This window comes from Uliginosibacterium sp. 31-16, from assembly GCF_030730865.1.
Lineage (GTDB): Bacteria > Pseudomonadota > Gammaproteobacteria > Burkholderiales > Rhodocyclaceae > Uliginosibacterium.
Genome location: NZ_JAVALZ010000001.1, coordinates 500,769 through 523,313, shown reverse-complemented (window position 1 = coordinate 523,313; position 22,545 = coordinate 500,769). Strand labels below are relative to the sequence as shown.

Below are 22,545 nucleotides of genomic sequence, written 5' to 3'. Positions count from 1 at the left end.
ATCATGCACTCCATCGTCCTGTTTGCTCACGGCGCCCGCGATCCGGAATGGGCGCGCCCGTTGCAGCGTCTGCGCGAAGTCGTGCTGATGCGCAGTCCGGAAGCGGATGTGCGCCTAGCTTTCCTCGAGTTCATGAGGCCGAGCCTGGCCGAGGCCGTGGATGCCTGCGTTCATGCTGGGGCGACGCGGGTCGACATCGTGCCGGTTTTTCTTGCGCAAGGCGGGCATGTGAGGCGCGATGTGCCCTTGATTCTGCAGGCAGCACGCGAACGTCATCCGGAACTGACACTCGAATTGCGGGCCGCGCTGGGTGAAATGCCCGAGGTCATCGAGGCAATGGCGACGTGCGTGCTGCGCGGGGGCTGAGCCTGCCTCCCTTGGGGGCAGGTACATTCCGGCGCATATCTGCCGTATAAGCGGGTTGCACCCTTCATTTGTAAAACCCGGCATGCACTCGAACCCGAAGCCCGACCGTCCTGCGCAGGCAGTCCTTGCCGGAGCTGGAGGCTGGTCGTCGGGGATCCGCGTTCTGGCCAGCGTGCTGGCGGCTCTGCTCAGTCTTGGCGGTGTGTTGCTGGTGCTGGGGGGGCAGGTCTGGGGGCTTGCTGCGCTGGGGCTGGGGGTCATCTTCATCCTGTCCTGGAGCCTGTTTGATCGTCAGCACTGGGCCGAGCAGCGCGCGCGCGAGATGACCGAGGGGCAGATTTACAGCCGGGCGCGTCTGGAGCGGGCGCTTGAAGCGACACAGGACGGGGTGTGGGAGTTCGATGCCCGTCGCCACAGTCTGTTCTGTTCCGATCACTGCCTGAGATTGATGGGCAAGACGCACGCCAGCGGTTCGCCGTTGCGCTGTTTCCTGCGGTGCCTGAGCCGCGAGCAGCGTCGCCGCCTGTTGCGCGCTTTGCGTGAAGCATGGAATGAGGCCGGGCGGTTTGATGAACTGGTCTCCGTGAGCATGCCGGATGGCAAAAAACGCTGGCTGCGGGTGCGCGCCAGCGTGACGCCGGACCGCAGCTTCGTGACCGGTGCGTTGTCCGATGCGACCGATGAGGTCGAGCTGACGCGTGAGCGCGCGCATTATCAGAGTTTCATGGAGGGCGTCATTGATGCCTTGCCATTGCCCATGTCGGTAAAAAACACCGCAGGTGTGCTGGTGCTGGTCAATCGTGCCTATTGCCAGGCCATGCACATGCAGGCCGGCGAAGCCATCGGCAAGCGTGCTCACTACATGGTGAACAGTGAAATGGCCGAACGCCTGGAGGCTCTGGACCGCCTGACTCTGGAAACCGGCAGCCCCCATGTTGTGGAAGACTGGTTCGACATCGCGCGTGCGCAGCGCCGGGTCTTTCTGCGGATTACCAAAAGCCGCTGCATTGACCGCAACGCACAGCATGTGGTGGTCTCTACCTACGAGGATCAGAGCGAGGTACGTGATTACGCCCGGCGCATGGGGCAGTTGTCGATGAATGTAGAAGCCTTCATTCAGCGCCTGATCCGCACGATTCCGCATCCGATCTACGTGAAAGATGCCGAGAGCCGTTACCTGATGGCCAATGCGGCGATCGCCGAGCAGTGGGGCTTGCGGGTGGAGGACATGATCGGTCTGTCTTCGCGTGAATTGTTTGGTGACGAGGTCGGGCTCGCCATCGAGGAGGAAGACCGGCGCATCTTTGCCGGCGAGGTGATCAGCAAGGAAGACTGCGTTGCGGATCGCAAAACCGGAGAGTTGCGTTACTGGGCCGTAACAAAGGCGGCCTGCACGGATGTGGACGGCAAGAACATCATCATCGGCTCGAATTTCGAGATCACCCGGTTGCGGCGCACCGAGCTTGATTTGCGCGAAACCCTGTCACGCCAGACACGCTTGCGCCAGTTCCTCCAGCAACTGTTTGACGCTTTGCCACACCCGATGTTCGTCAAGGACCGCCAGCATCGCTATGTGATGACCAATCGGGCGCATGCCGATTTTCATGGCTGCAGCGCCGACAGAATCATCGGTACCACTTCTTTCGAGCACGCGGATCCTGAGGTGGCCGAGGCGGTGGAGCGGGAAGAGGATTCAATCTTTGACGGGTTTGCCGGCAATGCTGTCATCGAGAGCGAGCATGTGCTGCTGGACGCCGCCGGAAATGCGCATCAGACCCTGATCCGCAAGGTCGCCTGTACCGGTACGGATGGTGAGCGCGTGGTGATCGGGGTGACCCTGGATGTGAGCGAGACGCGCGCACTGGAGCGTGAGTTGCGCGATACGCTGGCACGCCAGACGCGCAACCGGGCGTTCCTGCAGGACGTGTTCGATGCGATTCCGACACCAGTGGGGGTCAAGAACGAAAGTCATGTTTATGTGATGGTCAATCGCGCGCTGGGCAGTGCATACGGCATGACCCCCGAGCAGATGATCGGCAAGACGACCTGGGATTTCAATTTGCCCGAGGTCGCGCAGGAAACGGTGCAGGCCGATGATCGTCTGTTTTCCATCGGGCCCGGCGTGATGAGCGAAAGGGAGGTTCCCATCCGCTATGCCGATGGCAAACTGCATCGGGTGCATCTGCGCAAGGTGGTATGTCTGGACCCGGATGGTGCGCGCCTGATCATTACCTCCAACAGTGACGTCACCGAATTGCTGGAGAAAGAGGCGGCTTTGACCTCCAGCCTGCTGCGTCAGACGCGTACCCGGGAGTTTCTGCAGACCGTGTTTGACGCCTTGCCGTTTGCCACCTATGTCAAGGACGAAAGCCTGTGCTGGGTGTTGGCCAATACGGCCCTCAGCGATTTTCACGGCGTGTCCAAGCATGCCTTCAATGGTCGGCACATGGCTGAATTCGTGCCTGAGGCGGCGGCTGCACAGATAGAAGCGCTGGATCGTGCCTTGCTGGAGCGGGACGATGGTGAAGTGCTCAGTTGCGAGCTCCTGCTGCGGGACCGGCTGGGAAGCGAGCGTTACATTGTCCTGTATGAAAAACTCGTTCGGGATGCCGATGGCAAGCGCGTGCTCATCGGCGTTCACCACGATGTAAGCGCCCTGCGTGAGGCCGAGCAAGCCCGGCGTCACGCGCTGGAGCGTCTCGATACGCTGGTTCACAACGCGCCACTGGGGATCACCTTGCTGGGGCGTGATGGTCAGTTCCTGCGCGTTAATCCATCCCTGCAGCGCTTGCTTGGACGCAGTGAAGAGTGCTTGCAGCAGATGAACTATCAGGACCTCGTGCTGCGGCGGTTTCTCGTTCAGGGCGAAGCAAAGGTCGAAGAAATCCGCCGCACCGGGGTGATGCAGCCTTTCGAGATGTTCATGCTCGGGGCCGAGGGGCAGGAACTTCCGGTGATGGTCAGCGGGGTGATGGTCGGGCAGGGTGAAATGGCGGAAGACGGTGTGGCGTATTGGTTGCTGGTGCAGGATCTGGCCGAGCAGAAAGCGGCCGAGAATGAACTGCTGCGACATCGCGACCAGCTGCGTCTGCTGGTGCTGGAGCAGACTTCTGATCTGCTCCAGGCCAAGGAGAACGCGGAGCGCGGCAGTGCGGCCAAATCGGATTTCATCGCCCAGCTGTCGCATGAGTTGCGCACGCCGCTGCATGCCATCCTGAGTTTCGCCCGCCTCGGGGTGGATCGCGCCGAGCGCCTGACGCCAGACAAGGTGTGCGACTACTTCACGCGGGTGGCGGACAGTGGTGAGCGCCTTCTCGGCATGCTCGATGAATTGCTTGATCTGGCCAAACTGGAAGCCGGGCGTATCAGTTTGCGACTGCAGGCGGCAGATCTGCCTGCTTTGCTTGATGACGTGGTACGCGAATTTGAAGCCTTGTTCGTTGCGCGTCAGCTGGCGCTGAGCCGCATTGATGCGGCCCGTCTGCCGGCCGTGTGGATGGATGTGCCCCGGATCGGGCAGGTCCTGCGCAATCTGCTATCCAACGCGGTCAAATTTGCACCCGCAGGTAGTCGGGTGAGCTTGCAGACCCGGATCATCGATGATGACGGCGGGCGGCGGGCAGGCGAAGTGCCTGCCGGCGGGATGGTTGAAATCACGCTGATCGATGAGGGGCCGGGTATTCCGGCGGCAGAGCTGGAGCAGATCTTCGACCGATTCACCCAGAGCAGCCTGACCCGATCAGTGGCTGGCGGAACCGGGCTGGGTCTGGCAATCTGTCGCGAGATCGTATTGGCGCATCGCGGCCGCATCTGCGCGCGCAACCGCCCCGAGGGTGGAGCCGAATTCGTGGTGCGCTTGCCGCTGCAGCCATTACCCGGCAGCGCTACCGAATCAATTGATGTGAGGAACGATGCATGAGTGCATCCCTGCTGGTTCTGGATGATGAACCGCTGAATCTTGAGATCATCGGCGAATACCTGTCGGACACCGGCTATCAGCTGACCTTCTTTGAAGATCCTGAGCTGGCCTGGAAGACGCTGGATGCACGCCCCTACGATTTCGATGTAGTGGTGATGGATCGCATGATGCCCAAGCTGGATGGCTTGTCCATGCTCAAGCGGATCAAGGCGGATGCGCGCATGAAACACCTGCCGGTGATCATGCAGACGGCTGCGGCCAATCCCGAGCAGGTCAGCGAAGGCCTGGCCGCCGGCGCGCATTACTACCTGACCAAACCTTTCCGCTCCGAGGCGTTGCTGTCCATCGTACGTGCCGCCTTGCATGATCGCGCGCGCTGGGCCGATGTTTCGCAGCGCATGGCGAATCACTCGCGGGCGGTGCTGCTGCTCAGGGAAGCGCAATTCGTGCTGAGTACGCTGGACGAAGCCGAGGCGGTGGCCGGTTTGCTGGCTTTGTCGGCACAGGATGGCGAGACCGTAGCGATGGGGCTGGCCGAGTTGCTGGTGAATGGCATCGAGCACGGGAATCTGGGAATCGACTTTCAGACCAAGGCGCGTCTCAAAAGCGAGGAGAGCTGGCTCGACGAAGTGCAACGTCGTCAGGCCCTGCCTGAAAACCGTGACAAGCGGGTGTCGGTCAGCGTGCGCTGTGATGCCAGGGTGATGAAGGTGGTGATCGCAGATCAGGGGCCTGGTTTCGAATGGCAGCAGTTCCTGACCATTTCGCCGGACCGGGCGTTTGCTCCGAACGGCCGGGGAATTGCGGTTTCACGCCAGATGGCGTTTGCCGATCTGAGCTACAGGGGCAATGGCAACACCGTGGAAGTCAGCTTCCTGCTTGGGGAGGATGTTGCGTGATGCGATCTGGAATGGAGAGTCGCAAGTGAGTTTCCGCAATTTCCGCGTACTGGTGGCCGATGATACCCAGGCCAACCGGGCACTGTTGCGTGCTTATCTGAACCGCCTCGAGTTCCAGATCCTGATGGCTGAGGATGGCGAGGAGGCGGTCGCTCTCTGCAAAACGGAGCGGCCCGATATTGTGCTGATGGATCTGATGATGCCGAAGATGGATGGCTTTGACGCCATCCGGCAGATCCGTGCTTTGGGCGGTGACCGCTGGGTGCCGATCGTCATCGTTTCGGCCATGGATGCCGAGTACGACGTGGTGCGCGGGCTGGAGGCCGGGGCGGACGATTACCTGAACAAGCCTTTGTCCTATCAGGTGTTCGCCGCCAAGATGCAGAATCTGGCGCGTGCGCTGGAGTTCCAGGTCAGCCGCGAGGAAGCGCGGCAGCGCGAAGCCGCGGTGTCCGACGCCGTGGTGGATGGCATTCTGACCTTTGACTCGGTGTTTCGCGTGGTTGGCGCCAATCGCTCGGCGGCTGGCGTATTCGGTTGTCGCGAGAGCGAGCTGCAGGGCATGGATATCCGCGGCCTGCTGCTTGATGCAGCGGTGGCTGACGGACGCTGGGAAGATGCTTTCAGTGCGCATCTGCATGGCAAGGATCAGCATTTCATTGGCAGTCTGCGCGAAGTCATCGGGCGACGTCTGGATGCCCGGCGCTTCCCCTGCGAAATCTGTGTCAGTGAATTGCCGGTCGCCGATCGCCGCCTGTTCATTGCCGTGGTGCGTGACATCAGCGAGCGCAAGCGGGTGGAGCGTCAGCTCGCCGACAACGCTGCGCGCCTGCAGCAGTACCACGACGAGGCCGAGGCCGAGGCCGAACTGGCCAAGGACATCATGGAGCGCCACATCCGCCGTGACGCGCTGGAGCAGAGCGGCGTGCAGCATAGCGTGATGCCGACCCACCGCTTCTCCGGCGACATTGTGCTGGCAGCGCGCTCGAAGCGCGGCAAGCTCTATGCAATGCTCGCCGATGCCACGGGCCACGGGCTGGCCGCGGCCATGAGCGGGCTGGCCATCGTGAATGATTTCTATCGGGCGGTGGAAGATGAAATGCCGCTGCGCCGCATGGTGCTGATGCTCAACAACGCCTTGACCGAACTGCTGCCGGTCGGCCGTTTCGTGTCGGCCGCCCTGGTCGTGCTGGATCAGGAGGTGCGCAGTGGTTCGCTCTGGCTGGGCGGCGTGCCGGATGTCCTGCGCATCGGACCGGATGGTGAAGTGACCCAGCGTTTCCTGGCGGACCAGCTGCCGCTGGGGATCCAGACCTGGCGCGCGGAGGATGTGCTGGTGCAAGCGCTGGAGTGGAGTGACCATGCCCAGCTGCTACTGTGTTCTGACGGTTTGATCGAGGCCGAGGGGCCTGCCGGAACGGCCTTCGGTTTCGAGGGAGTGCAGCGTGCCTTGCTGCTTGCCGAAGCGGGTAATCGTCTGGACGCCTTGCGTCTGGCCCTGCATCGGCACCTGGGCGATCTGGCCGGACATGACGACATTTCGATGCTGTTGCTGGATTTGCCTCGTTGAGGCGAGCTCACTAGCGCTTGCTTGGAGAGCCGCTTCTGGCGGGTCTGTACAAGGGTGTCGCGCGCTCAGGCTTGCCTGGTGCGGCTTTCCGGGCGTGCATGCCGCACAGGTCCGCTCTGTGCGGCTTGGCAGACCTGCCGTCAGTGCACGATGATATCCTCTTCAAGCAGGCTGTCGCCGTCCAGCCAGTGGCGTGCCGCCCGCTCGGTTTCGAAGATGCGGATGTCGGCTTCCGTGAAAAACTGCGAGAACCACGCCCCCCAAGTCACGAACTGATCGTCCGTGAGCAGTGCCACCTTGCGGAAGTCGCTCGGGTGAGCACGCACGTAACGCCATTCCTCAATGGCGACATCCAGCGAGTAGCCGGTCATGCTGCGCAGATCGAAAAGCAGGTCGATCGGCCGGTTGAACAGCACGCGGTAGTTTGAAACCTCTTCAAAGGCCTTGCAGTCGGCCAGGGTCACCGTGCCGTAGGCACGCATCTCGACCCGTTCGGGGCTGACGTCGGTGGTGATCATGGAGCATCTCCTCGGGCAGGTTTTGTAGAGGAAAGCCCTTCGCGACGTGCTCAGCCGGAAGGCTTTCACACTCTGACTATAGAACCCCTCACTCGTGGCTGCCATGCTGCACAGGGTGGCGTGCCCATGTGGCTGGATGAGTGGTAATCAGACTGGCGGCGATGATCAGGGCGATGCCGAGCCAGGACAGCAGCGAGAGTTTGTCCCCCCACAGCAGCATGCCGAAGAGGCTGGAAAAGATCACCGTGCTGTAGCCGATGCTGGCTGTCACGATGGCCTTGCCAAGGCCGAAGGCCCGGCTCAGCGCCAGTTGTCCCACGCCTCCGCACAGCCCCACGGCGAGCAGGAATGCCCACTGGCCGCCGCCTGCCTGTGCCGGCGATGAAGGCTGAAGCAGCGCCAGTGGCAGTGCCAGCAACGTGTTGGTGGCCGAGAAAAGGAATACCGTACGCCACTCCGGCTCGCCCGCCCGGCCAAGCTCACGCAGATTGAGCTGAGCAACGCAGGCCAGCATGGCCGAGCCCAAGCCGAACACCCCGCCCAGCCACTGATCCTGCGAGAAGGTGGGTTGCAGCACCAGCGCGACACCGACGAACCCCAGCAGCAGGGCTCCGAGCACGAGGCGAGGCGGCGGCTGACGCAGCGAGAGGATGCTTGCCAGAAACAGGGCCGAAGTGTTGTTCAGCGTCACAGCGGTGGCCAGAGGCAGGCGCGAGATCGCCGAGAAATACATCAGCATGGCAAGGGTGCCGGCGGTGGAGCGATAGAGGTGGCTCTTCCAGTGGATCGAGCGCAGTGTCTGCTGCTGCCACAGCACCCAGGCTCCGATCAGCAGGAGCGGCACCAGGCCACGGATCCCGACCGTCTGACCGATGTTGAAATGCCCCCCGGCCAGCTTGACGCAGGCGCCCATGGTGGCGAACAGGAAACAGGCCAGCAACATCCACAGCACATTCATCAGACAGTCCGTCGCAGCAAAATGAAAACGGCGCCGGGCTGAAGGCCCGGCGCCGCATGCAGCATAGCGCGAGTGGCGCTGTGCCGGCTCTAATGCTTGTCAAAGAACTGTTCGTTCTCGGTCGAGCCCTTCAGCGCCGTTGTGGAGGATTGGCCGCCTTCGATGCATTGCGTGACGACATCGAAATAGCCGGTGCCGACTTCGCGCTGGTGTTTCACTGCCGTGAAGCCGCGTTCGGCGGCGGCGAACTCGGCCTGCTGCAGTTCGACGAAGGCGCTCATGTTGTTGCGCGCATAGCCGTGGGCGAGGTTGAACATCGAGTAGTTCAGGCTGTGGAAGCCGGCCAGCGTGATGAACTGGAACTTGTAACCCATTGCCCCCAGCTCGTGCTGGAAGCGGGCGATGGTGGCGTCGTCCAGATTCTTTTTCCAGTTGAAGGAGGGCGAACAGTTGTAGGCCAGCATCTTGCCCGGGAACTGTTTGTGGATGGCTTCGGCGAAGGCTTTGGCATAGGCCAGATCAGGCTTGCCTGTTTCGCACCAGACCAGATCCGCATACGGCGCATAGGCCAGACCGCGCGAAATGGCCTGCTCCAGCCCTGCTCTGGTTCGGTAGAAGCCTTCCTGGGTGCGCTCGCCGGTGCAGAATGGCCGGTCATTGGGATCGACGTCGGAGGTCAGCAGGTCGGCGGCCTCTGCATCGGTGCGGGCGACCAGCAGGGTCGGCACGCCGAGTACGTCGGCCGCCAGGCGTGCTGCGACCAGCTTGGCGACGGCCTCACGTGTGGGCACCAGTACCTTGCCGCCCATGTGGCCGCATTTCTTCACGGAGGCGAGCTGATCCTCGAAGTGCACACCGGCGGCGCCAGCTTCGATCATCGCCTTCATCAGTTCGAAGGCGTTCAGCACGCCGCCGAAGCCGGCCTCGGCATCGGCCACGATCGGGGCGAAATAATCGACCCAGCCGGCGTCGCCCGGGTTGTGGCCTTCCGACCACTGGATCTGGTCGGCACGCGTGAAGGTATTGTTGATCTTGCGCACCACGGCCGGCACCGAATCGGCTGGATAGAGCGACTGGTCCGGATACATCTGGCCGGCCAGATTGGCGTCGCCCGCGACCTGCCAGCCCGAGAGGTAAATGGCTTTCAAGCCGGCCTTGACCTGCTGCATGGCCTGATTGCCGGTCAGCGCGCCCAGTGCATTGACGAAAGCTTCCTGCCTGAGCAGTTGCCAGAGCTTGTTGGCGCCCAGACGTGCGAGCGAATGCTCGACATGCACGGAGCCACGCAGGCGGACCACGTCTTCCGCTGAATAGCCGCGGCGGATGCCTTGCCAGCGTGGGTTGCTTTGCCAGTCCTGCTCGATCTTCCTGATGTGTTCGCTGCGGGTCATGCCGGTTCTCCTGTTGGGTGGATGCTCACCGGCGAATATGTTGTTGTGACCGGTGCGAGTCCAGTATAGGAAAACTGCTGCTGCAAAGCAGCAAAACAAGCCTAGGGGTTTGCTCTAGCTGGTGTGCAAAGCAGCATTGTGGCGAACGTCAACCGTTAACGAAGAGGGTTGGCGACCGGAACATGCCCTGTCCGGAGAGGCGCTCCCGGCCTCGATCTGCAGGCATGCGCACTGGAAAACAGCTCCAGCATTGCTTGAGGCGGCGGCAGGGCTGGAGAGGTCCGCCAGATGAGGCTCTGCAAGCAGGGCAGAGCAAAAGACAAGGGCCGCTTGCGCGGCCCCTGCGTGATTCGCCTGAATGCTCAGGCGTGGACTTCTTCCTCTTCGAATTCCAGCACGACCTTTCCTTCGCTGCCGATATCGATGCTGACCTTGCCGCCATGTGCCAGGCGTCCGAACAGCAGCTCGTCGGCCAGCGCCGAGCGAATCGTGTCCTGAATCAGGCGCGCCATCGGGCGTGCGCCCATCAGCGGATCGAAACCTTTGTCGGCCAGCCAGGTCTTGAGCGCCTCGGTGAAGTAGGCCTCGACCTTCTTCTCCTGCAACTGACCTTCGAGTTGCATCAGGAACTTGTCGACCACGCGCATGATGACTTCGCGATCCAGCGCCTTGAACGAAATCACGGCATCCAGCCGGTTGCGGAACTCCGGTGTGAACAGCTTCTTGATCTCGACCATTTCGTCGCCAGCCTCGCGGCTGTTGGTGAAACCCATCGTGGTTTTCTGGATGGTTTCCTGACCGGCATTGGTGGTCATGATGATGATCACGTTGCGGAAGTCGGCTTCGCGTCCGTTGTTGTCGGTCAGCTTGCCGTGGTCCATCACCTGCAGCAGGATGTTGTAGATGTCCGGATGGGCTTTTTCGATTTCATCCAGAAGCAGCACGCAGTGCGGCTTCTTGGTGATGGCCTCGGTGAGTTGGCCGCCCTGATCAAAACCGACATAGCCGGGGGGCGAGCCGATCAGGCGGCTGACCGCATGGCGCTCCATGTATTCCGACATGTCGAAACGCACCAGTTCGATGCCCATGGTGTAGGCGAGCTGGCGGGCCACTTCGGTCTTGCCGACGCCGGTGGGGCCGGAGAACAGGAAGCTGCCAATTGGCTTGGCCGGATTGCCCAGCCCCGAGCGGCTCATCTTGATGGCCTTGGCCAGCGCGTCGATGGCGACTTCCTGACCGAAGACCAGATTCTTCAGGTCGCGGTCCAGCGTAGCGAGCGCGGCGCGGTCGTCGTTGGAGACCGAGCGCGGCGGGATGCGCGCGATGCGGGCCACGATTTCTTCGATCTCGCCCTTGCCGATGGTCTTTTTCTGCTTGCTCTTGGGCAGGATGCGCTGGGCTGCTCCGGCCTCATCGATCACGTCGATGGCTTTGTCGGGCAGGTGACGGTCGTTGATGTAACGCGCCGACAGTTCTGCCGCGCTGGTAATCGCCGCCGATGAATACTTGATGCCGTGGTGCTCCTCGAAGCGGCTCTTGAGGCCCTTGAGGATCTCGATCGTCTCCGGCACGGAGGGCTCGGTCACGTCGACCTTCTGGAAGCGCCGCGAGAGGGCGTGATCCTTCTCGAAAATGGTGCGAAATTCGTTGTAGGTCGTCGCACCGATGCATTTGAGCTGGCCCGATGACAGCGCCGGCTTGAGCAGGTTGGACGCATCCAGCGTGCCGCCCGACGCAGCGCCTGCACCGATCAGGGTGTGGATCTCGTCGATGAAGAGAATCGCGTTCTGATTGTCGATCAACTGCTTGAGCACGGCTTTCAGGCGTTGCTCGAAATCGCCGCGGTACTTGGTGCCGGCGAGCAAGGCTCCCATATCCAGCGCGTAAACCTGCGCTTCGGCCAGCACCTCGGGCACGCGGCCTTCGACGATGTGGCGCGCCAGACCTTCGGCAATCGCGGTCTTGCCCACGCCCGCTTCACCGACCAGCAGCGGATTGTTCTTGCGGCGGCGGCACAGGGTCTGGATCACGCGTTCAAGCTCTTTGTCGCGGCCGATCAGGGGGTCGATCTTGCCGACCAGAGCCTGCTGGTTGAGGTTCTGGGTATAGGCCTCCAGTGCGCCACCTGCACCGGCCGCCTCTCCTTCGCCACTTTCGCCACCCTCTCCCTCCGGAGATTTCTTTTCCGTAGGCGCCGCCGGGCCGGCCTTGGATACGCCGTGGGAAATGAAGTTCACCACATCCAGGCGTGAAATGCCCTGGCGTTGCAGGAAAAACACGGCATGCGAATCCTTTTCGCCGAAGATCGCTACCAGCACGTTGGCGCCGTTCACTTCTTTCTTGCCGGAAGACTGCACGTGCAGGATGGCGCGCTGGATCACGCGCTGGAAACCCAGCGTCGGCTGCGTGTCGATTTCTTCGCTGCCCGAGACCGTCGGCGTGTGTTCGTTGATGAAGTTGGTCAGTTCGCGGCGCAGTTCGTCCACATTGGCGGCGCAGGCGCGCAGCACTTCGGCGGCGGAGGGGTTATCCAGCAACGCGAGCAGCAGATGCTCCACGGTGATGAATTCGTGGCGTTTCTGCCGGGCTTCCACGAAAGCCATGTGCAGGCTTACTTCCAGTTCCTGGGCAATCATTATGCTTCCTCCATCACGCACGCCAGCGGATGCTGGTTCTGACGTGCAAAACTGCCGACCTGCTCGACCTTGGTTGCCGCCACGTCACGCGGGAAAATCCCGCAGACGCCCTTGCCTTCACGATGCACTGCCAACATGACACGCGTAGCCTGTTCGCGGTCCATCCCGAAAAATTTCTGCAACACATTCACGACGAAGTCCATGGGGGTGTAATCGTCATTCAGCAGCAGAACCTTGAACATCGGCGGAGCTTGTAGCCGGGTGCGCTCCGCTTCCAGAGTTGTTGCGTTTTGTTGTTTGCGAGGTGCCATGAGCCCCATTCTAATGACTCCGACCCATACATCAAGTTCCGTTCTTCCACTGGAATAGCGCGCTATTCCGGCTTTCCCGCGAATGGGCGCCAAGAGCCTCCGGATTGCTCGCCGCGGCCTGGATGCACAAGTGCCCTGTTGTCCTGACTCAAGCAATCCACGTGCCCGAAGGTTTCTGGTGCACCGCGTCGATGTGCTGTCGTATTCATGCCAACGCTGCGGTCGGGGTCTATTGACGGCCCGGATGGCAAGGCGTAAAAGCCGACTGTGCTCCGCCATGGTGCAACACGCAACATGGCATCGGCGGCGACGCTGGTGACGCAAGAAGCACACCCGTGCGAACGGGATCGAGACTGATAAACCAAAGGAAGAAGGAAGAGGTAGAGGGTTATGGCTATTGGTACCGTGAAGTGGTTCAACGACGCTAAGGGTTTCGGCTTCATCACGCCGGACGACGGTAGCGAGGATCTGTTTGCGCATTTTTCCGCCATCAACATGAACGGCTTCAAGTCGCTCAAGGAAGGCGAGAAAGTTTCGTTTGAAGTGCTGCAAGGCCCCAAGGGCAAGCAGGCTTCCAACATCCAGCGCGCATCCTGATCCAGAGCTGCTCACGCTACGAGCAGCCTGAAGGCCCGTCGTTAGACGGGCCTTTTGTTTTCCTGTTGATACCTTGCCATGTCACGCATTCTTCTTCTGAACAAACCCTTCGGCGTGCTCAGCCAGTTTACCGGTGAGCCGGGTCAGCGCACGCTGGCCGAATGCGTCAGCGAAAAAGGTGTGTATGCGGCTGGCCGGCTGGATGCCGACAGCGAGGGCCTGCTGCTGTTGACCGACGACGGACGCCTGCAGCACCGGCTTGCCGATCCTCAGCATAAACAGCCCAAGGTGTATCTGGCGCAGGTCGAGGGGGTGCCTGAAGAGCAAGCACTGGAGCGGCTTCGCGCAGGGCTTGAACTGGGGGATTTCGTGACCCGGCCGTGTCGGGCCGAGCAGGTTGCCGAGCCGGACTGGTTATGGCTGCGCGATCCACCGATCCGCGAGCGCAAAAACATCCCGACCAGCTGGCTGCGTATCGAATTGCGTGAAGGCAAGAATCGTCAGGTGCGGCGCATGACCGCCAAGGTGGGTTTGCCGACCCTACGCCTGATCCGCGTCTCGATCGGGGATTACCGGCTCGGCGATCTGCTGCCGGGGCAGTGGCGTCTCGCCTGAGCAACAGTGGCCGATGCGAGGCTTGAATGCCCGTTAGAATGCACGCGAACCCCCAAAGGATGCACGCCATGAATGTCCGTTTTGCGCTTGCCGCGTTGTTGTCGACTGTCTCCCTGAGCATTGGTGCACAGGCACCGAAAACTGTCGATCTGTCGATCGGCATGTACCGGATTCAGGCAGAGGTCGCCGCGACCCAGGCGCAGCGCGAACTCGGCTTGATGAACCGCAAGAGCATGCCGCAGCAGAACGGCATGTTGTTCGTTTTCGAACAGTCACAGCCGTATTGCTTCTGGATGAAAAACACCTTGCTGCCGCTGTCGATCGCGTTCATCGACGAGGCCGGACAGATCGTCAATCTGGCTGACATGCAGCCGCAAACAGAGACCAATCACTGTGCGACCAAGCCGATCCGCTATGCGCTGGAGATGAACCAGGGCTGGTTCAGCGCCAAGGGCATCAAAGCGGGTACGACGGTCAAGGGTATCGCCGGGCCGGCAGAGCGCTGAACCCTTGCCCTGCCTGCAATGCAAAAGCGCCCGGATCAGGCGCTTTTGCATTGCAGGCAGGGGCTTGTGGCTTACTCTGTCTTGCGGGAGCCGCCCAGCAGGAAGGCCAGACCGCGTGAAGGTTTTTTGCGTTCGACCTTGGCGAGCGGACTTTCACTCGCAGTGACCGCTGCGCCTTCCGGGGTTTTCTTGCTGGTGTAGGGGGCGCTGAAATCAAACCCGTCTGCAGCGATCTGGGGCTTGGCAGGTGCGCTGCTGCGGGGCTGCGAGCGGGCCGGACGACGGCTCGTGGGTTTCAATTCGGAGCTGCTGTCGTAGGGGCGGTTGAAGTCGAAACCATCATCCGCTACCTGGGCGCGCGGCCGGCTATGGCTGTTGCGGTAACGACGCAGTTCCTCGACCGTGGTTTCCGGACCGTAGCCGGGCATCTCCTGCTGCGGGATCTTGAACTTGATGAGTTTCTCGATCTGCGCCAGTTTGTAGAGTTCGTCCGGCGCTACCAGCGACACGGCTGCACCCTGCTTGCCGGCGCGACCGGTGCGGCCGATGCGGTGCACGTAGTCTTCCGGGGTGCCGGGGATCTCGAAATTCACCACGTAGGGCAGGTCATCCACGTCCAGCCCGCGCGCAGCCACGTCAGTGGCCACCAGTACGCGGATTGCGCCGCTCTTGAAGGCTTCCAGGGCGGCAGTACGCTCCAGCTGGCTCTTGTCGCCATGGATGGCGTCGGCCGAGATGCCTTCTTTCTGCAGGTGGCGAGCCAGTCGTGCGCAACCAAATTTGGTATTCACGAAGACCAGCGTCTGGCCCAGACCATCGGCACCGGCATTCAGGATGTCGGCGAGCAGATCGCGCTTCACGTGACTGGAAACCGGATGCACGAGGTGGGTGATGTTTTCCGACACCGCGTTGCGGCGCGCGACTTCGATCAGTTGCGGCTGGCGCAGCATGCTGTCGGCGAGCTTTTTGATCTCTTCCGAGAAGGTGGCCGAGAACAGCAGGCTCTGGCGCTTGGCCGGCAGCAGATTGAGAATGCGGCGGATGTCCGGGATGAAGCCCATGTCCAGCATGCGATCGGCTTCGTCGAGGATCAGGAATTCAACATTTTGCAGCAGGATGGTTTTCTGCTCGACGTGATCCAGCAGGCGACCGGGCGTGGCGACGACGATTTCGATCCCGCGCTTGAGTTCAGCAATCTGAGCCTTCATGTCCACGCCGCCATAGATGCAGGTGGAGCGCAGCGGCACGTACTTGCTGTAGGTCACGACGGACTGGTGCACCTGCACCGCGAGTTCGCGGGTCGGCGCAATGATCAGGGCGCGTACCGGATGCTTGGCCGGCGAAGTGCTGGTGCTGGCGTAGGGCTGGAGGCGCTGCAGCAGCGGCAGGGTGAAGCCCGCGGTCTTGCCGGTACCTGTCTGGGCGCCACCCATGACATCCTTGCCGGCCAGCACGACCGGAATGGCCTGTGCCTGGATCGGCGTGGGTTCGGTGTAGCCGGCTTCGGTGACGGCGCGCAACAGTTCGGGGCTGAGCCCCAGATCGGCAAAACTCATATTGGTGTGATGTGCGCAGCAGACGAGCCGCTGACTTTTTTCAAGGAAAACAAGACAGTATAACCGTCAACCGGTTTCATCGCCGGTATTGCTTGTCTGACTCCGCTGCGTGTGGGTGGAGTTTTGCCAGATAGGCCGTGACTTCTTCGCGGTCGTGGTACAGGTGCTTGATGCGCAGCACGTAGCTGTCGCCATGCAGCTTGAAGCGCGAATCGATGATCTGACGGCATTTCTTCAGTTCGTCGAAACGCTTCTTCATGGGCAGCTTGAGGTTGAAGATGCAGCGCTTGGCCTTGCCCGAGGCAACCCAGTCCGATACCAGCTGGGCGACGCGGGCAGGTTGTTCGACCATGTCGCAGACCAGCCACTCGACTTGCTTGCGCGGCGCGCGCCAGTTGAAGCCGTCGGCCTTCACATGCTCTACCATGCCGGTGGCTTTCAGCGAGTCAGCCAGCGGCCCGTTATCGACGGCGAAAACGTGTATGCCGCGCTCCGCGAACTGGAAGCTCCAGCCGCCGGGGGCGGCGCCCAGATCGACGGCGTAAAGACCGGCGCGCAGGCTTTGCTCGCGTTCCTCTTCGGTCATCAGCGCGTCGAAGGCTTCGGCCAGTTTCAGGGTTGAGCGGCTCGGCGCGTTGCGTGGCATGCGCAGGCGGGCGATGCCCATGTTCCAGGGTGAGGCGTCGTCGGGCTTGCTCAGGCCCAGATCAACCTGGCTGGAATCCTTGAAGAACAGGTGCAGGGTCGGCAGCTCCGGCTTGTTGCGCAGGAATCCGGTCGCCTTGAGCTGACGTTCGATGTGCGGGATGAAGCGCTTGAGGAAGCCGGACAGGGTCTTGGCTTCGTTGGTGTCGGCGGTTTCGACTTCCAGGCGGCCGAAGCGGATGCCCAGATCAAGGATGGCCCGCATCAGCGGCGTGACGCGGTCGTCCTCCGGCATGTTGGCGACCCGTTCCAGCCATACGCTGCGCTGGCGGGCGAAAACCAGTGAATGGAAAGGGGCTGCCTGCAGGGCCAGATCCCAGTCGAAAACTTCGTCGAAGACGAAATGCACGCTACCCGAATTCGGAGCGGTGCGGGCGCGGCCATGCATGCCGGCGCGCTGGGCCAGCCCCTCGGCTTCGGCGGCGCATTCATTTTCAAAGCCGGGACGGCACAGAAGGATCAAACCCTTGGCGGTGGCAGACATCGTGATGGTTCACAGCAATTTGGCAGGCCCGGATGGTAGCCCAGCCCCGGGCGCAGGACCATGCTTTTACCGCAGACGGGTCGTGGCAAGGATTTCTCGCCGGATAATCGTGGGAGACGCTGCCGTGTGAGCCGCACCTGGCCTTGGTCTGCAAGGAATGGCTTGGGAGAGCCGCGCGTAGAGCGCGTCTTTGGAGCAGGTGCTTGGCGATCCTTGTCCGGGGCGGCTCTTCAGGCGGTGTCTTATCCGTTCGCCTCAGTGCGCCCCCGAGTCGGCTTTCACCACCCGTTTGCGGGCGCTGGTTTTTGCCGGCGGAGCTTCTTCGACCGGATCTTCTTCCTCGGCCGCCGCAGTCTTGCTGCGTTTGTCTGGAGGGGCGACAGGCAGTTCGGGCTTGATCGTTTCGATCTTGTTCTGCGCCATGTAGTCGTTCATGTCTTTCCAGCCGTTGAAAACCGACGCTTTCAGTGCGCCGGGGTTCAGCGTGTAGCAGTCTTCCAGCGCACGACCGGCGTGACGACAGGCGCTGCCGATGGCTTTGCCTTCTGCATCCTTGGCTTCGGCCAGTTTGGCGGGGTCGGTAATGCCCAGTTGTTCACAGGCCGTGAGCGTACTCAGCAGCAGGGCAAACAACGGCAGGAGGATGGGGCGAGAGGCTTTCATGGGCGCAAGGTTCAGGCTGGATACAGTTTTTAACGACACATCCAGCGCTGGCTTGAATCAAGAGATGTTTTGCTGAACATCCCCCGGAACCGTCTGTCACGTGAGGAGGCCGGCGCGTCCGGTGGTCTCGGCCCGCTTTGCGGCTGTGCCTATAATTCGCTTCCCGGTCGTGGTGTTTCAGGAGTTCTTCATGCACGCAATTCCCTCTCGCGCAGGCCAAGGCTTGCTGGTTTCCCTTGTTCTGGCGCTGGCCGCCATCCCCGCGCAGGCCGCTCCTGCCCAGAAAGCGCCTGCGGCGTCGGCGGCGTCCAGCCTGACAATTGAGCTCAGTCACCAGCTGGGGGCAGACAAGGGGAATGAACTTGCCGCGCTGGTCGAGCGCTTCAATGCCCAGAGCAAACTCGGCCGGATCGCCCTGTCGGACCGTCCGTGGGGGCAGGGTGGCCAATCGCAACTGACGATTCTGGCCGACGCCGAAGATGAGGCAAGCCTGATTGGCGCACGGCGTTTCAAACCGCTGTGGCAGGTCATGAAGGATGCCGGTGAGCCTCTGCAGACCCTGCCAGTGCCGCGCTTCATGGTCCCGTCGGCGGTTGATGCCAGCGGGCGTCCGCTGGCGCTGCCAGTGGGTTTGTCGACGCCGGTGGTGTTCTTCAACAAGGACGCCCTGAGCAAGGCGGGCGCGGATCTGAGCGCCCTGCCCAAGAGCTGGAATGAATGGCAGGATGTGCTCGGCAAGCTCTATCAAAACGGCGTGACCTGCCCGATGACGGTTTCGCAACCGGTCTCCACCCTGATCGAGAACGCCAGTGCTTGGAACAATCAGGCCTTTGTCACGGGCGGCAAAAACGAACAGATTGCCGTCAACGGCCTTATTCAGGTCAAGCACATCGCCAAGATGAGCACCTGGTACAAGTCGCGCTACCTGCACTACTTTGGCCGTTCTACCGAGGGCGAAGACCGCTTTGCCACGGGCGAGTGTGCGGTGCTGGTCGGCCCCTCCGCTGCGTTCCCGACCCTCGTGCGCAGTTCCGCGTTCCCGGTGGGAGTGAGCAGCTATCCGTACCACGACGATGCCTACGGTGCGCCGCAGAACACCTGGGCTGACGGCCCGGCGCTGTGGGTCGCTGCTGGCCGCAGTGCGTCGGAATACAAGCTGGCCGCTGCCTTCGTCCGTTTCTGGCTGGCGCCACAGAATCAGGTCGACTGGCAGGTGAATGCCGGTTACCTGCCGCTCAGTTCGGCGGGGCTGCTTGCCACGCAGGCGAGCAAACTGCTCAAGGATGAACTGGCGGCCCAGCGTGTCGCCATTGCCCAGCTGACCTTCAAGCCGGTCAGCCCCTTCTCTGCCGCCAGTGCCTACGGCCACCGCGCCGGTGTGCGCCGTGTGTTGGCCGATGAGATGGAGCAGGTGTTTGCGGACAAGAAGCCTTCCAAACAGGGGCTGGACGATGCGGTGCAGCGTATCCGCAGCGGCCGCATGAACTGAGATCGTGCGTTCCGGCTGGCCCTGTCCGCGTGTCATGGCGCACCGCTGCGGCGGTGCACTGGCGCCGGAAAATACGCTGCCAGGGCTGGCTATCGCGGCGCAATTCGGTAGCCAGGGTGTTGAGTTCGACGTCATGCTCTCCGCTGACGGCACGCCCTGGCTGATTCACGACGAAACCCTGGAGCGCACCACCAATGGTGCCGGTCGGGTCTGTGACAGTTGCGATGCGCTACTTGCCGGGCTGGATGCCGGCATCCGGCATCATCCGGCTTTTGCCGCTACCCGTTTGCCGACCTTGCATGAGGCACTGGTGCAATGCCGTGCGCTGGGACTTGCCGCCAATATCGAAATCAAGCCGGCCATGGGCCATGAGGTCGCAACTGCCACACAGGTGACCCGCATGGTGCGGGCGTTTCATGAGGGTATGGCGGTACAGCCGCTTCTGTCCTCATTCTCCGAGGAGGCCCTCTGCGCAGCAAGGCGGGAAGCGCCTCTTCAGCCACTCGCCTTGCTGGTCGAAGATCTTCCCGCCGATTGGCAGGCGCGCTGTACCCGGCTGGGCGTCATTGCCCTGCATGTCGACAGCGCCGGGCTCGACATCGGGCAGGCGCGTGCCATCAAGGCTGCCGGGTATCTGCTGGCGGTCTATACCGAAAACTCCCCGTCTCGCGCTCGCGAACTCTTTGGCTGGGGTGTCGACAGCATCATTACCGACCGCCCTGACCGCGTGCGCGGCTGAAACAGCTCCGGGCCTGACTGTGCAGCCTCCCGCAGAGGCGCACATTGACGGTCTGACAGAGCGTATCCCCTTGTCTCGACGTCCTTCCCTCCGCACAAGCGGCAGGTGGTGTGGCACACACTGGCCGGCCGGTCCGGAGTCCGGCAGGACTGCCGGGCGTTTTCGCTATGCATCCCGGGAAAAATCTTCTCAAGCATTGTCTCTTTTGTAAAATCGGGTTAAATTGCGAATCATTCGCATTCGCGAATTAATTCATGCAATTAAAACAATCGGTTTGCTCGCGGGTCGGGGTGTTCTGGCTCCTTGCGAAGCAGCCATTACCTTGACGGAGATCTTCACGATGCATGCCGCAGTTGCGCCTGGCGCTGTTCCTCCCCCTAACCCGGTATTGCGTTTGACACAGGCCGTGCGTCTGGCGCTGCTGTCTCTGGCACTGGCCCATCCGCTTGGTGCGATGGCTCAGACACCCGCCAAAACGACTGCATCCAAGGATGAAAAGACGCTGCCCACCGTAAAAGTGACAGCGGACAAGCCTGTCGAGACGGAGGCCAAGGAAACCTATCAGGCTGTCACGTCGACCATTGGCAAGGGCAAGCAGGCTCTGCGCGACATTCCACAGTCTGTGACCGTGGTGACTGAAAAACTTATCGACGACCGTAGCCTGGATACGCTCAAGGACGTGCTGCACGTGACTTCAGGTGTGACTTTTCTGGCGGCCGAGGGTGGCGAAGAGGACATCCGCTTGCGTGGCTTCTCCCTGCAGCAGACGGGCGACATCCTGGTCGATGGCATGCGTGATCCGGCCATTTACGAGCGCGATACCTTCAATTACGACCGTCTCGAAGTTATGCGTGGTTCTGCCTCAATGCTCTTCGGGCGTGGCTCGACCGGCGGCGTGGTGAATCAGGTCAGCAAGCAGGCTTTCATGCTGGATCAGCACGAGATTGATGTGACCTACGGCAGTCATCAGTTTGGCCGGGTTGAGGCGGACCTGAATTTTGTCACAGGGGCCGCATCGGCCCTGCGTCTGACCGGCGTGAAAAACCAGGCTGAAAACAATGGCGCAGGCTCCTCGGTCGACAAGGAAGGCATGGCCGCCAACTATCGCTACGGAATCGGTGAACGCGACGAATTCCAGCTTGGCCTTTACTACCTGAAAAACCGGAACGGCATCAACTACGGCCTGCCTTGGTTGAAGCCGGATGCAGACAACACCGGCAACACCCTGGTCGACAAGGACCCGAGTGCCTACTACGGAGTGGATAGCGACTACAGCAACAGCGATGTCTCTCATGGCACCGTGACCCATATCCATCGTTTCGGTGGTGGCAGGGAGCTCAAGACCAGTTTCCGTGCTGGCAAGTACGAGCGCGATCAGCGTGCGAGTGCGGTGCGTTTTGCCGGGGCCACCTCGCAGCCGAACGGCCAAGCGGTACTCGGTTCGAACATCAGCGACAGTACCGTGCTGACCCGTGGTTCGAACAACAAGGTCATGGACTATGACACACAGGTTTTGCAAAGCGACTTCTCGGGCAAGTTCACCTGGTTCGGTCTGAAGAATGAAGTGTTGGCCGGTGTGGATGCCAACCACGAAGAGAAGACGACGTTCAGCCTGCTGGGAACCTTCAACAAGAGCACGACCACCCTGGGCGACACGGATGGAACTTCTGGTGTCAACGAAGGTGGGCGTGCCGCGGTGCGCAGTGCCGAGTTCGAGACCCTGTCTGCGGGCACCTATTTCCAGGACATGCTGCAGGTGGCCGAGCACTGGAAGCTGCTGGGTGGTTTGCGCTGGGACTACATGGGCGGTCAATACTTCACCTACAACACCACGACCGGAGCGCCCACTGCAGATCGCAGCCGGCACGACCAGCTGCTCTCCAAGCGTTTCGGTGTGCTCTACCAGCCGACGCCGGAAGCCTCCTTTCACTTGTCCTATGGCACGTCCTTCAATACGGCAGGTGACACCTATCAGTACGATGTGCGTGGCAGCAATACCGATCCGGAAAAGAGTCGCAACATCGAGATCGGCAGCAAGCTTGATCTCTTTGGCGGCAACCTGAGCACACGCTTCGCGCTCTTCCATTCGACCAAGTACAACGAGCGCAATACCGATGCCGACACGGTGAATGCTGACAACTACGTTCTTTCTGGCGAGCGTTATGCCAAGGGTTTCGAGACCGACATCGCTGGTCGCATCACGCCGAACTGGGAGACCTTCTTCTCCTACACCTGGATTCCGGTTGCCAAAGTTCGTGAAGGCGCATTGACCGGTTCGGAACCAGTGGGTACGCGTCCAGGGCTGATACCGAAGCATCAGGCTTCGCTGTGGACGACGTACAAGATCGGCGCCGACTGGCGCGTGGGTGCGGGCGCTACCGGCCGCACCAAGATGTACCCGCAACTGGTCAACAGCTTCCAGGTGGATGGTTATGTGGCCTATGACGCGATGCTCGAATACCAGGTCACACGCGAACTGGGCCTCAAGCTCAATGCCAATAATCTGACCAACAAGCTGTATGCGGACAACGTCTACCGGGGGCACTACATTCCGGGCAAGGGACGTAACTTCCAGCTGACGGCCAGTTACAAGTTCTGAGTTTTCTGTTGCCGGGCCCGCCTC

18 protein-coding genes are annotated in these 22,545 nt (G+C 61.5%); 10 read left to right on the top strand and 8 right to left on the bottom strand.

All coding sequences use genetic code 11. The features are described 5' to 3' along the window. The first annotated feature begins 3 nt into the window (after positions 1-3). The 4 genes from Q9Q94_RS02450 to Q9Q94_RS02435 all read left to right on the top strand — a co-directional run bounded on the left by Q9Q94_RS02450 (position 4) and on the right by Q9Q94_RS02435 (position 6,754). Positions 4-366: a sirohydrochlorin chelatase gene (locus Q9Q94_RS02450; protein WP_305978430.1), complete on the top strand. Its 363-nt coding sequence runs from the start codon at positions 4-6 to the stop codon at positions 364-366. Between the two features lie 82 nt (positions 367-448). After that, complete coding sequence (locus Q9Q94_RS02445; RefSeq protein WP_305978429.1) at positions 449-4,285, top strand: PAS domain S-box protein; 3,837 nt, start codon at positions 449-451, stop codon at positions 4,283-4,285. Next, positions 4,282-5,184, top strand: coding sequence for a response regulator (locus Q9Q94_RS02440; protein WP_305978428.1), 903 nt, complete (start codon positions 4,282-4,284; stop codon positions 5,182-5,184). The genes Q9Q94_RS02445 and Q9Q94_RS02440 overlap by 4 nt, the downstream gene beginning before the upstream one ends. A 25-nt stretch (positions 5,185-5,209) precedes the next feature. Continuing rightward, positions 5,210-6,754: a response regulator gene (locus Q9Q94_RS02435; RefSeq protein WP_305978427.1), complete on the top strand. Its 1,545-nt coding sequence runs from the start codon at positions 5,210-5,212 to the stop codon at positions 6,752-6,754. 140 nt (positions 6,755-6,894) lie between these two features. On the opposite strand, the gene Q9Q94_RS02430 is transcribed toward Q9Q94_RS02435, so the two are convergent. From Q9Q94_RS02430 to clpS, 5 genes are all read right to left on the bottom strand, one after another. Further along, complete coding sequence (locus tag Q9Q94_RS02430) at positions 6,895-7,272, bottom strand: STAS/SEC14 domain-containing protein (protein ID WP_305978426.1); 378 nt, start codon at positions 7,270-7,272, stop codon at positions 6,895-6,897. A gap of 88 nt (positions 7,273-7,360) precedes the next feature. Continuing rightward, a complete protein-coding gene (locus tag Q9Q94_RS02425; RefSeq protein WP_305978425.1) occupies positions 7,361-8,230 on the bottom strand; it encodes a DMT family transporter in 870 nt (289 codons plus the stop codon). 89 nt (positions 8,231-8,319) lie between these two features. Next, complete coding sequence (gene aceA / locus Q9Q94_RS02420) at positions 8,320-9,621, bottom strand: isocitrate lyase (RefSeq protein ID WP_305978424.1); 1,302 nt, start codon at positions 9,619-9,621, stop codon at positions 8,320-8,322. A 362-nt stretch (positions 9,622-9,983) separates the two neighbouring features. After that, positions 9,984-12,257, bottom strand: coding sequence for an ATP-dependent Clp protease ATP-binding subunit ClpA (gene clpA / locus Q9Q94_RS02415; protein WP_305978423.1), 2,274 nt, complete (start codon positions 12,255-12,257; stop codon positions 9,984-9,986). After that, the gene (gene clpS / locus Q9Q94_RS02410) at positions 12,257-12,568 is read right to left on the bottom strand and encodes an ATP-dependent Clp protease adapter ClpS (protein ID WP_305978422.1); all 312 of its coding nucleotides are present in this window, start codon (positions 12,566-12,568) and stop codon (positions 12,257-12,259) included. Before clpS ends, clpA begins: the two co-directional genes overlap by 1 nt. A gap of 390 nt (positions 12,569-12,958) precedes the next feature. Here clpS and Q9Q94_RS02405 point away from each other — a divergent pair, with 390 nt between their 5' ends. The 3 genes from Q9Q94_RS02405 to Q9Q94_RS02395 all read left to right on the top strand — a co-directional run bounded on the left by Q9Q94_RS02405 (position 12,959) and on the right by Q9Q94_RS02395 (position 14,286). Then, the gene (locus tag Q9Q94_RS02405) at positions 12,959-13,165 is read left to right on the top strand and encodes a cold-shock protein (RefSeq protein ID WP_305978421.1); all 207 of its coding nucleotides are present in this window, start codon (positions 12,959-12,961) and stop codon (positions 13,163-13,165) included. 78 nt (positions 13,166-13,243) lie between these two features. Continuing rightward, positions 13,244-13,780 carry a pseudouridine synthase gene (locus Q9Q94_RS02400; protein ID WP_305978420.1) on the top strand — a complete coding sequence of 179 codons (537 nt, stop codon included), beginning with the start codon at positions 13,244-13,246 and terminating at the stop codon, positions 13,778-13,780. 68 nt (positions 13,781-13,848) lie between these two features. Continuing rightward, positions 13,849-14,286: a DUF192 domain-containing protein gene (locus Q9Q94_RS02395; protein WP_305978419.1), complete on the top strand. Its 438-nt coding sequence runs from the start codon at positions 13,849-13,851 to the stop codon at positions 14,284-14,286. A 71-nt stretch (positions 14,287-14,357) separates the two neighbouring features. Here Q9Q94_RS02395 and Q9Q94_RS02390 read toward each other — a convergent pair whose 3' ends face one another. The 3 genes from Q9Q94_RS02390 to Q9Q94_RS02380 form a co-directional block, all read right to left on the bottom strand. Beyond that, the gene (locus tag Q9Q94_RS02390) at positions 14,358-15,842 is read right to left on the bottom strand and encodes a DEAD/DEAH box helicase (protein ID WP_305978418.1); all 1,485 of its coding nucleotides are present in this window, start codon (positions 15,840-15,842) and stop codon (positions 14,358-14,360) included. Positions 15,843-15,918: 76 nt separating this feature from the next. After that, positions 15,919-17,031 carry a 23S rRNA (cytidine(2498)-2'-O)-methyltransferase RlmM gene (gene rlmM / locus Q9Q94_RS02385; protein ID WP_305978417.1) on the bottom strand — a complete coding sequence of 371 codons (1,113 nt, stop codon included), beginning with the start codon at positions 17,029-17,031 and terminating at the stop codon, positions 15,919-15,921. A gap of 255 nt (positions 17,032-17,286) precedes the next feature. Beyond that, a complete protein-coding gene (locus tag Q9Q94_RS02380) occupies positions 17,287-17,694 on the bottom strand; it encodes a hypothetical protein (RefSeq protein WP_305978416.1) in 408 nt (135 codons plus the stop codon). A 190-nt stretch (positions 17,695-17,884) separates the two neighbouring features. Here Q9Q94_RS02380 and Q9Q94_RS02375 point away from each other — a divergent pair, with 190 nt between their 5' ends. From Q9Q94_RS02375 to Q9Q94_RS02365, 3 genes are all read left to right on the top strand, one after another. Beyond that, positions 17,885-19,183 (top strand): extracellular solute-binding protein, encoded by a 1,299-nt coding sequence (locus tag Q9Q94_RS02375; RefSeq protein WP_305978415.1) that lies wholly within the window; start codon positions 17,885-17,887, stop codon positions 19,181-19,183. Between the two features lie 4 nt (positions 19,184-19,187). After that, positions 19,188-19,922, top strand: a complete 735-nt coding sequence (ugpQ, locus tag Q9Q94_RS02370; RefSeq protein ID WP_305978414.1) for a glycerophosphodiester phosphodiesterase — start codon at positions 19,188-19,190, stop codon at positions 19,920-19,922. Positions 19,923-20,262: 340 nt separating this feature from the next. Then, positions 20,263-22,521: a TonB-dependent siderophore receptor gene (locus tag Q9Q94_RS02365; protein ID WP_305978413.1), complete on the top strand. Its 2,259-nt coding sequence runs from the start codon at positions 20,263-20,265 to the stop codon at positions 22,519-22,521. The last annotated feature ends 24 nt before the right edge of the window (positions 22,522-22,545 follow it).

Coding starts and splice junctions, on each gene's coding strand:
- Q9Q94_RS02390 (WP_305978418.1), bottom strand. CDS start 15,842: ATGAGTTTTGCCGATCTGGGGCTCAGCCCCGAACTGTTGCGCGCCGTC.
- rlmM (WP_305978417.1), bottom strand. CDS start 17,031: ATGTCTGCCACCGCCAAGGGTTTGATCCTTCTGTGCCGTCCCGGCTTT.
- Q9Q94_RS02395 (WP_305978419.1), top strand. CDS start 13,849: ATGAATGTCCGTTTTGCGCTTGCCGCGTTGTTGTCGACTGTCTCCCTG.
- Q9Q94_RS02425 (WP_305978425.1), bottom strand. CDS start 8,230: ATGAATGTGCTGTGGATGTTGCTGGCCTGTTTCCTGTTCGCCACCATG.
- Q9Q94_RS02375 (WP_305978415.1), top strand. CDS start 17,885: ATGCACGCAATTCCCTCTCGCGCAGGCCAAGGCTTGCTGGTTTCCCTT.
- clpS (WP_305978422.1), bottom strand. CDS start 12,568: ATGGCACCTCGCAAACAACAAAACGCAACAACTCTGGAAGCGGAGCGC.
- Q9Q94_RS02450 (WP_305978430.1), top strand. CDS start 4: ATGCACTCCATCGTCCTGTTTGCTCACGGCGCCCGCGATCCGGAATGG.
- Q9Q94_RS02440 (WP_305978428.1), top strand. CDS start 4,282: ATGAGTGCATCCCTGCTGGTTCTGGATGATGAACCGCTGAATCTTGAG.
- aceA (WP_305978424.1), bottom strand. CDS start 9,621: ATGACCCGCAGCGAACACATCAGGAAGATCGAGCAGGACTGGCAAAGC.
- Q9Q94_RS02365 (WP_305978413.1), top strand. CDS start 20,263: ATGCATGCCGCAGTTGCGCCTGGCGCTGTTCCTCCCCCTAACCCGGTA.
- Q9Q94_RS02380 (WP_305978416.1), bottom strand. CDS start 17,694: ATGAAAGCCTCTCGCCCCATCCTCCTGCCGTTGTTTGCCCTGCTGCTG.
- Q9Q94_RS02405 (WP_305978421.1), top strand. CDS start 12,959: ATGGCTATTGGTACCGTGAAGTGGTTCAACGACGCTAAGGGTTTCGGC.
- clpA (WP_305978423.1), bottom strand. CDS start 12,257: ATGATTGCCCAGGAACTGGAAGTAAGCCTGCACATGGCTTTCGTGGAA.
- Q9Q94_RS02445 (WP_305978429.1), top strand. CDS start 449: ATGCACTCGAACCCGAAGCCCGACCGTCCTGCGCAGGCAGTCCTTGCC.
- Q9Q94_RS02430 (WP_305978426.1), bottom strand. CDS start 7,272: ATGATCACCACCGACGTCAGCCCCGAACGGGTCGAGATGCGTGCCTAC.
- Q9Q94_RS02400 (WP_305978420.1), top strand. CDS start 13,244: ATGTCACGCATTCTTCTTCTGAACAAACCCTTCGGCGTGCTCAGCCAG.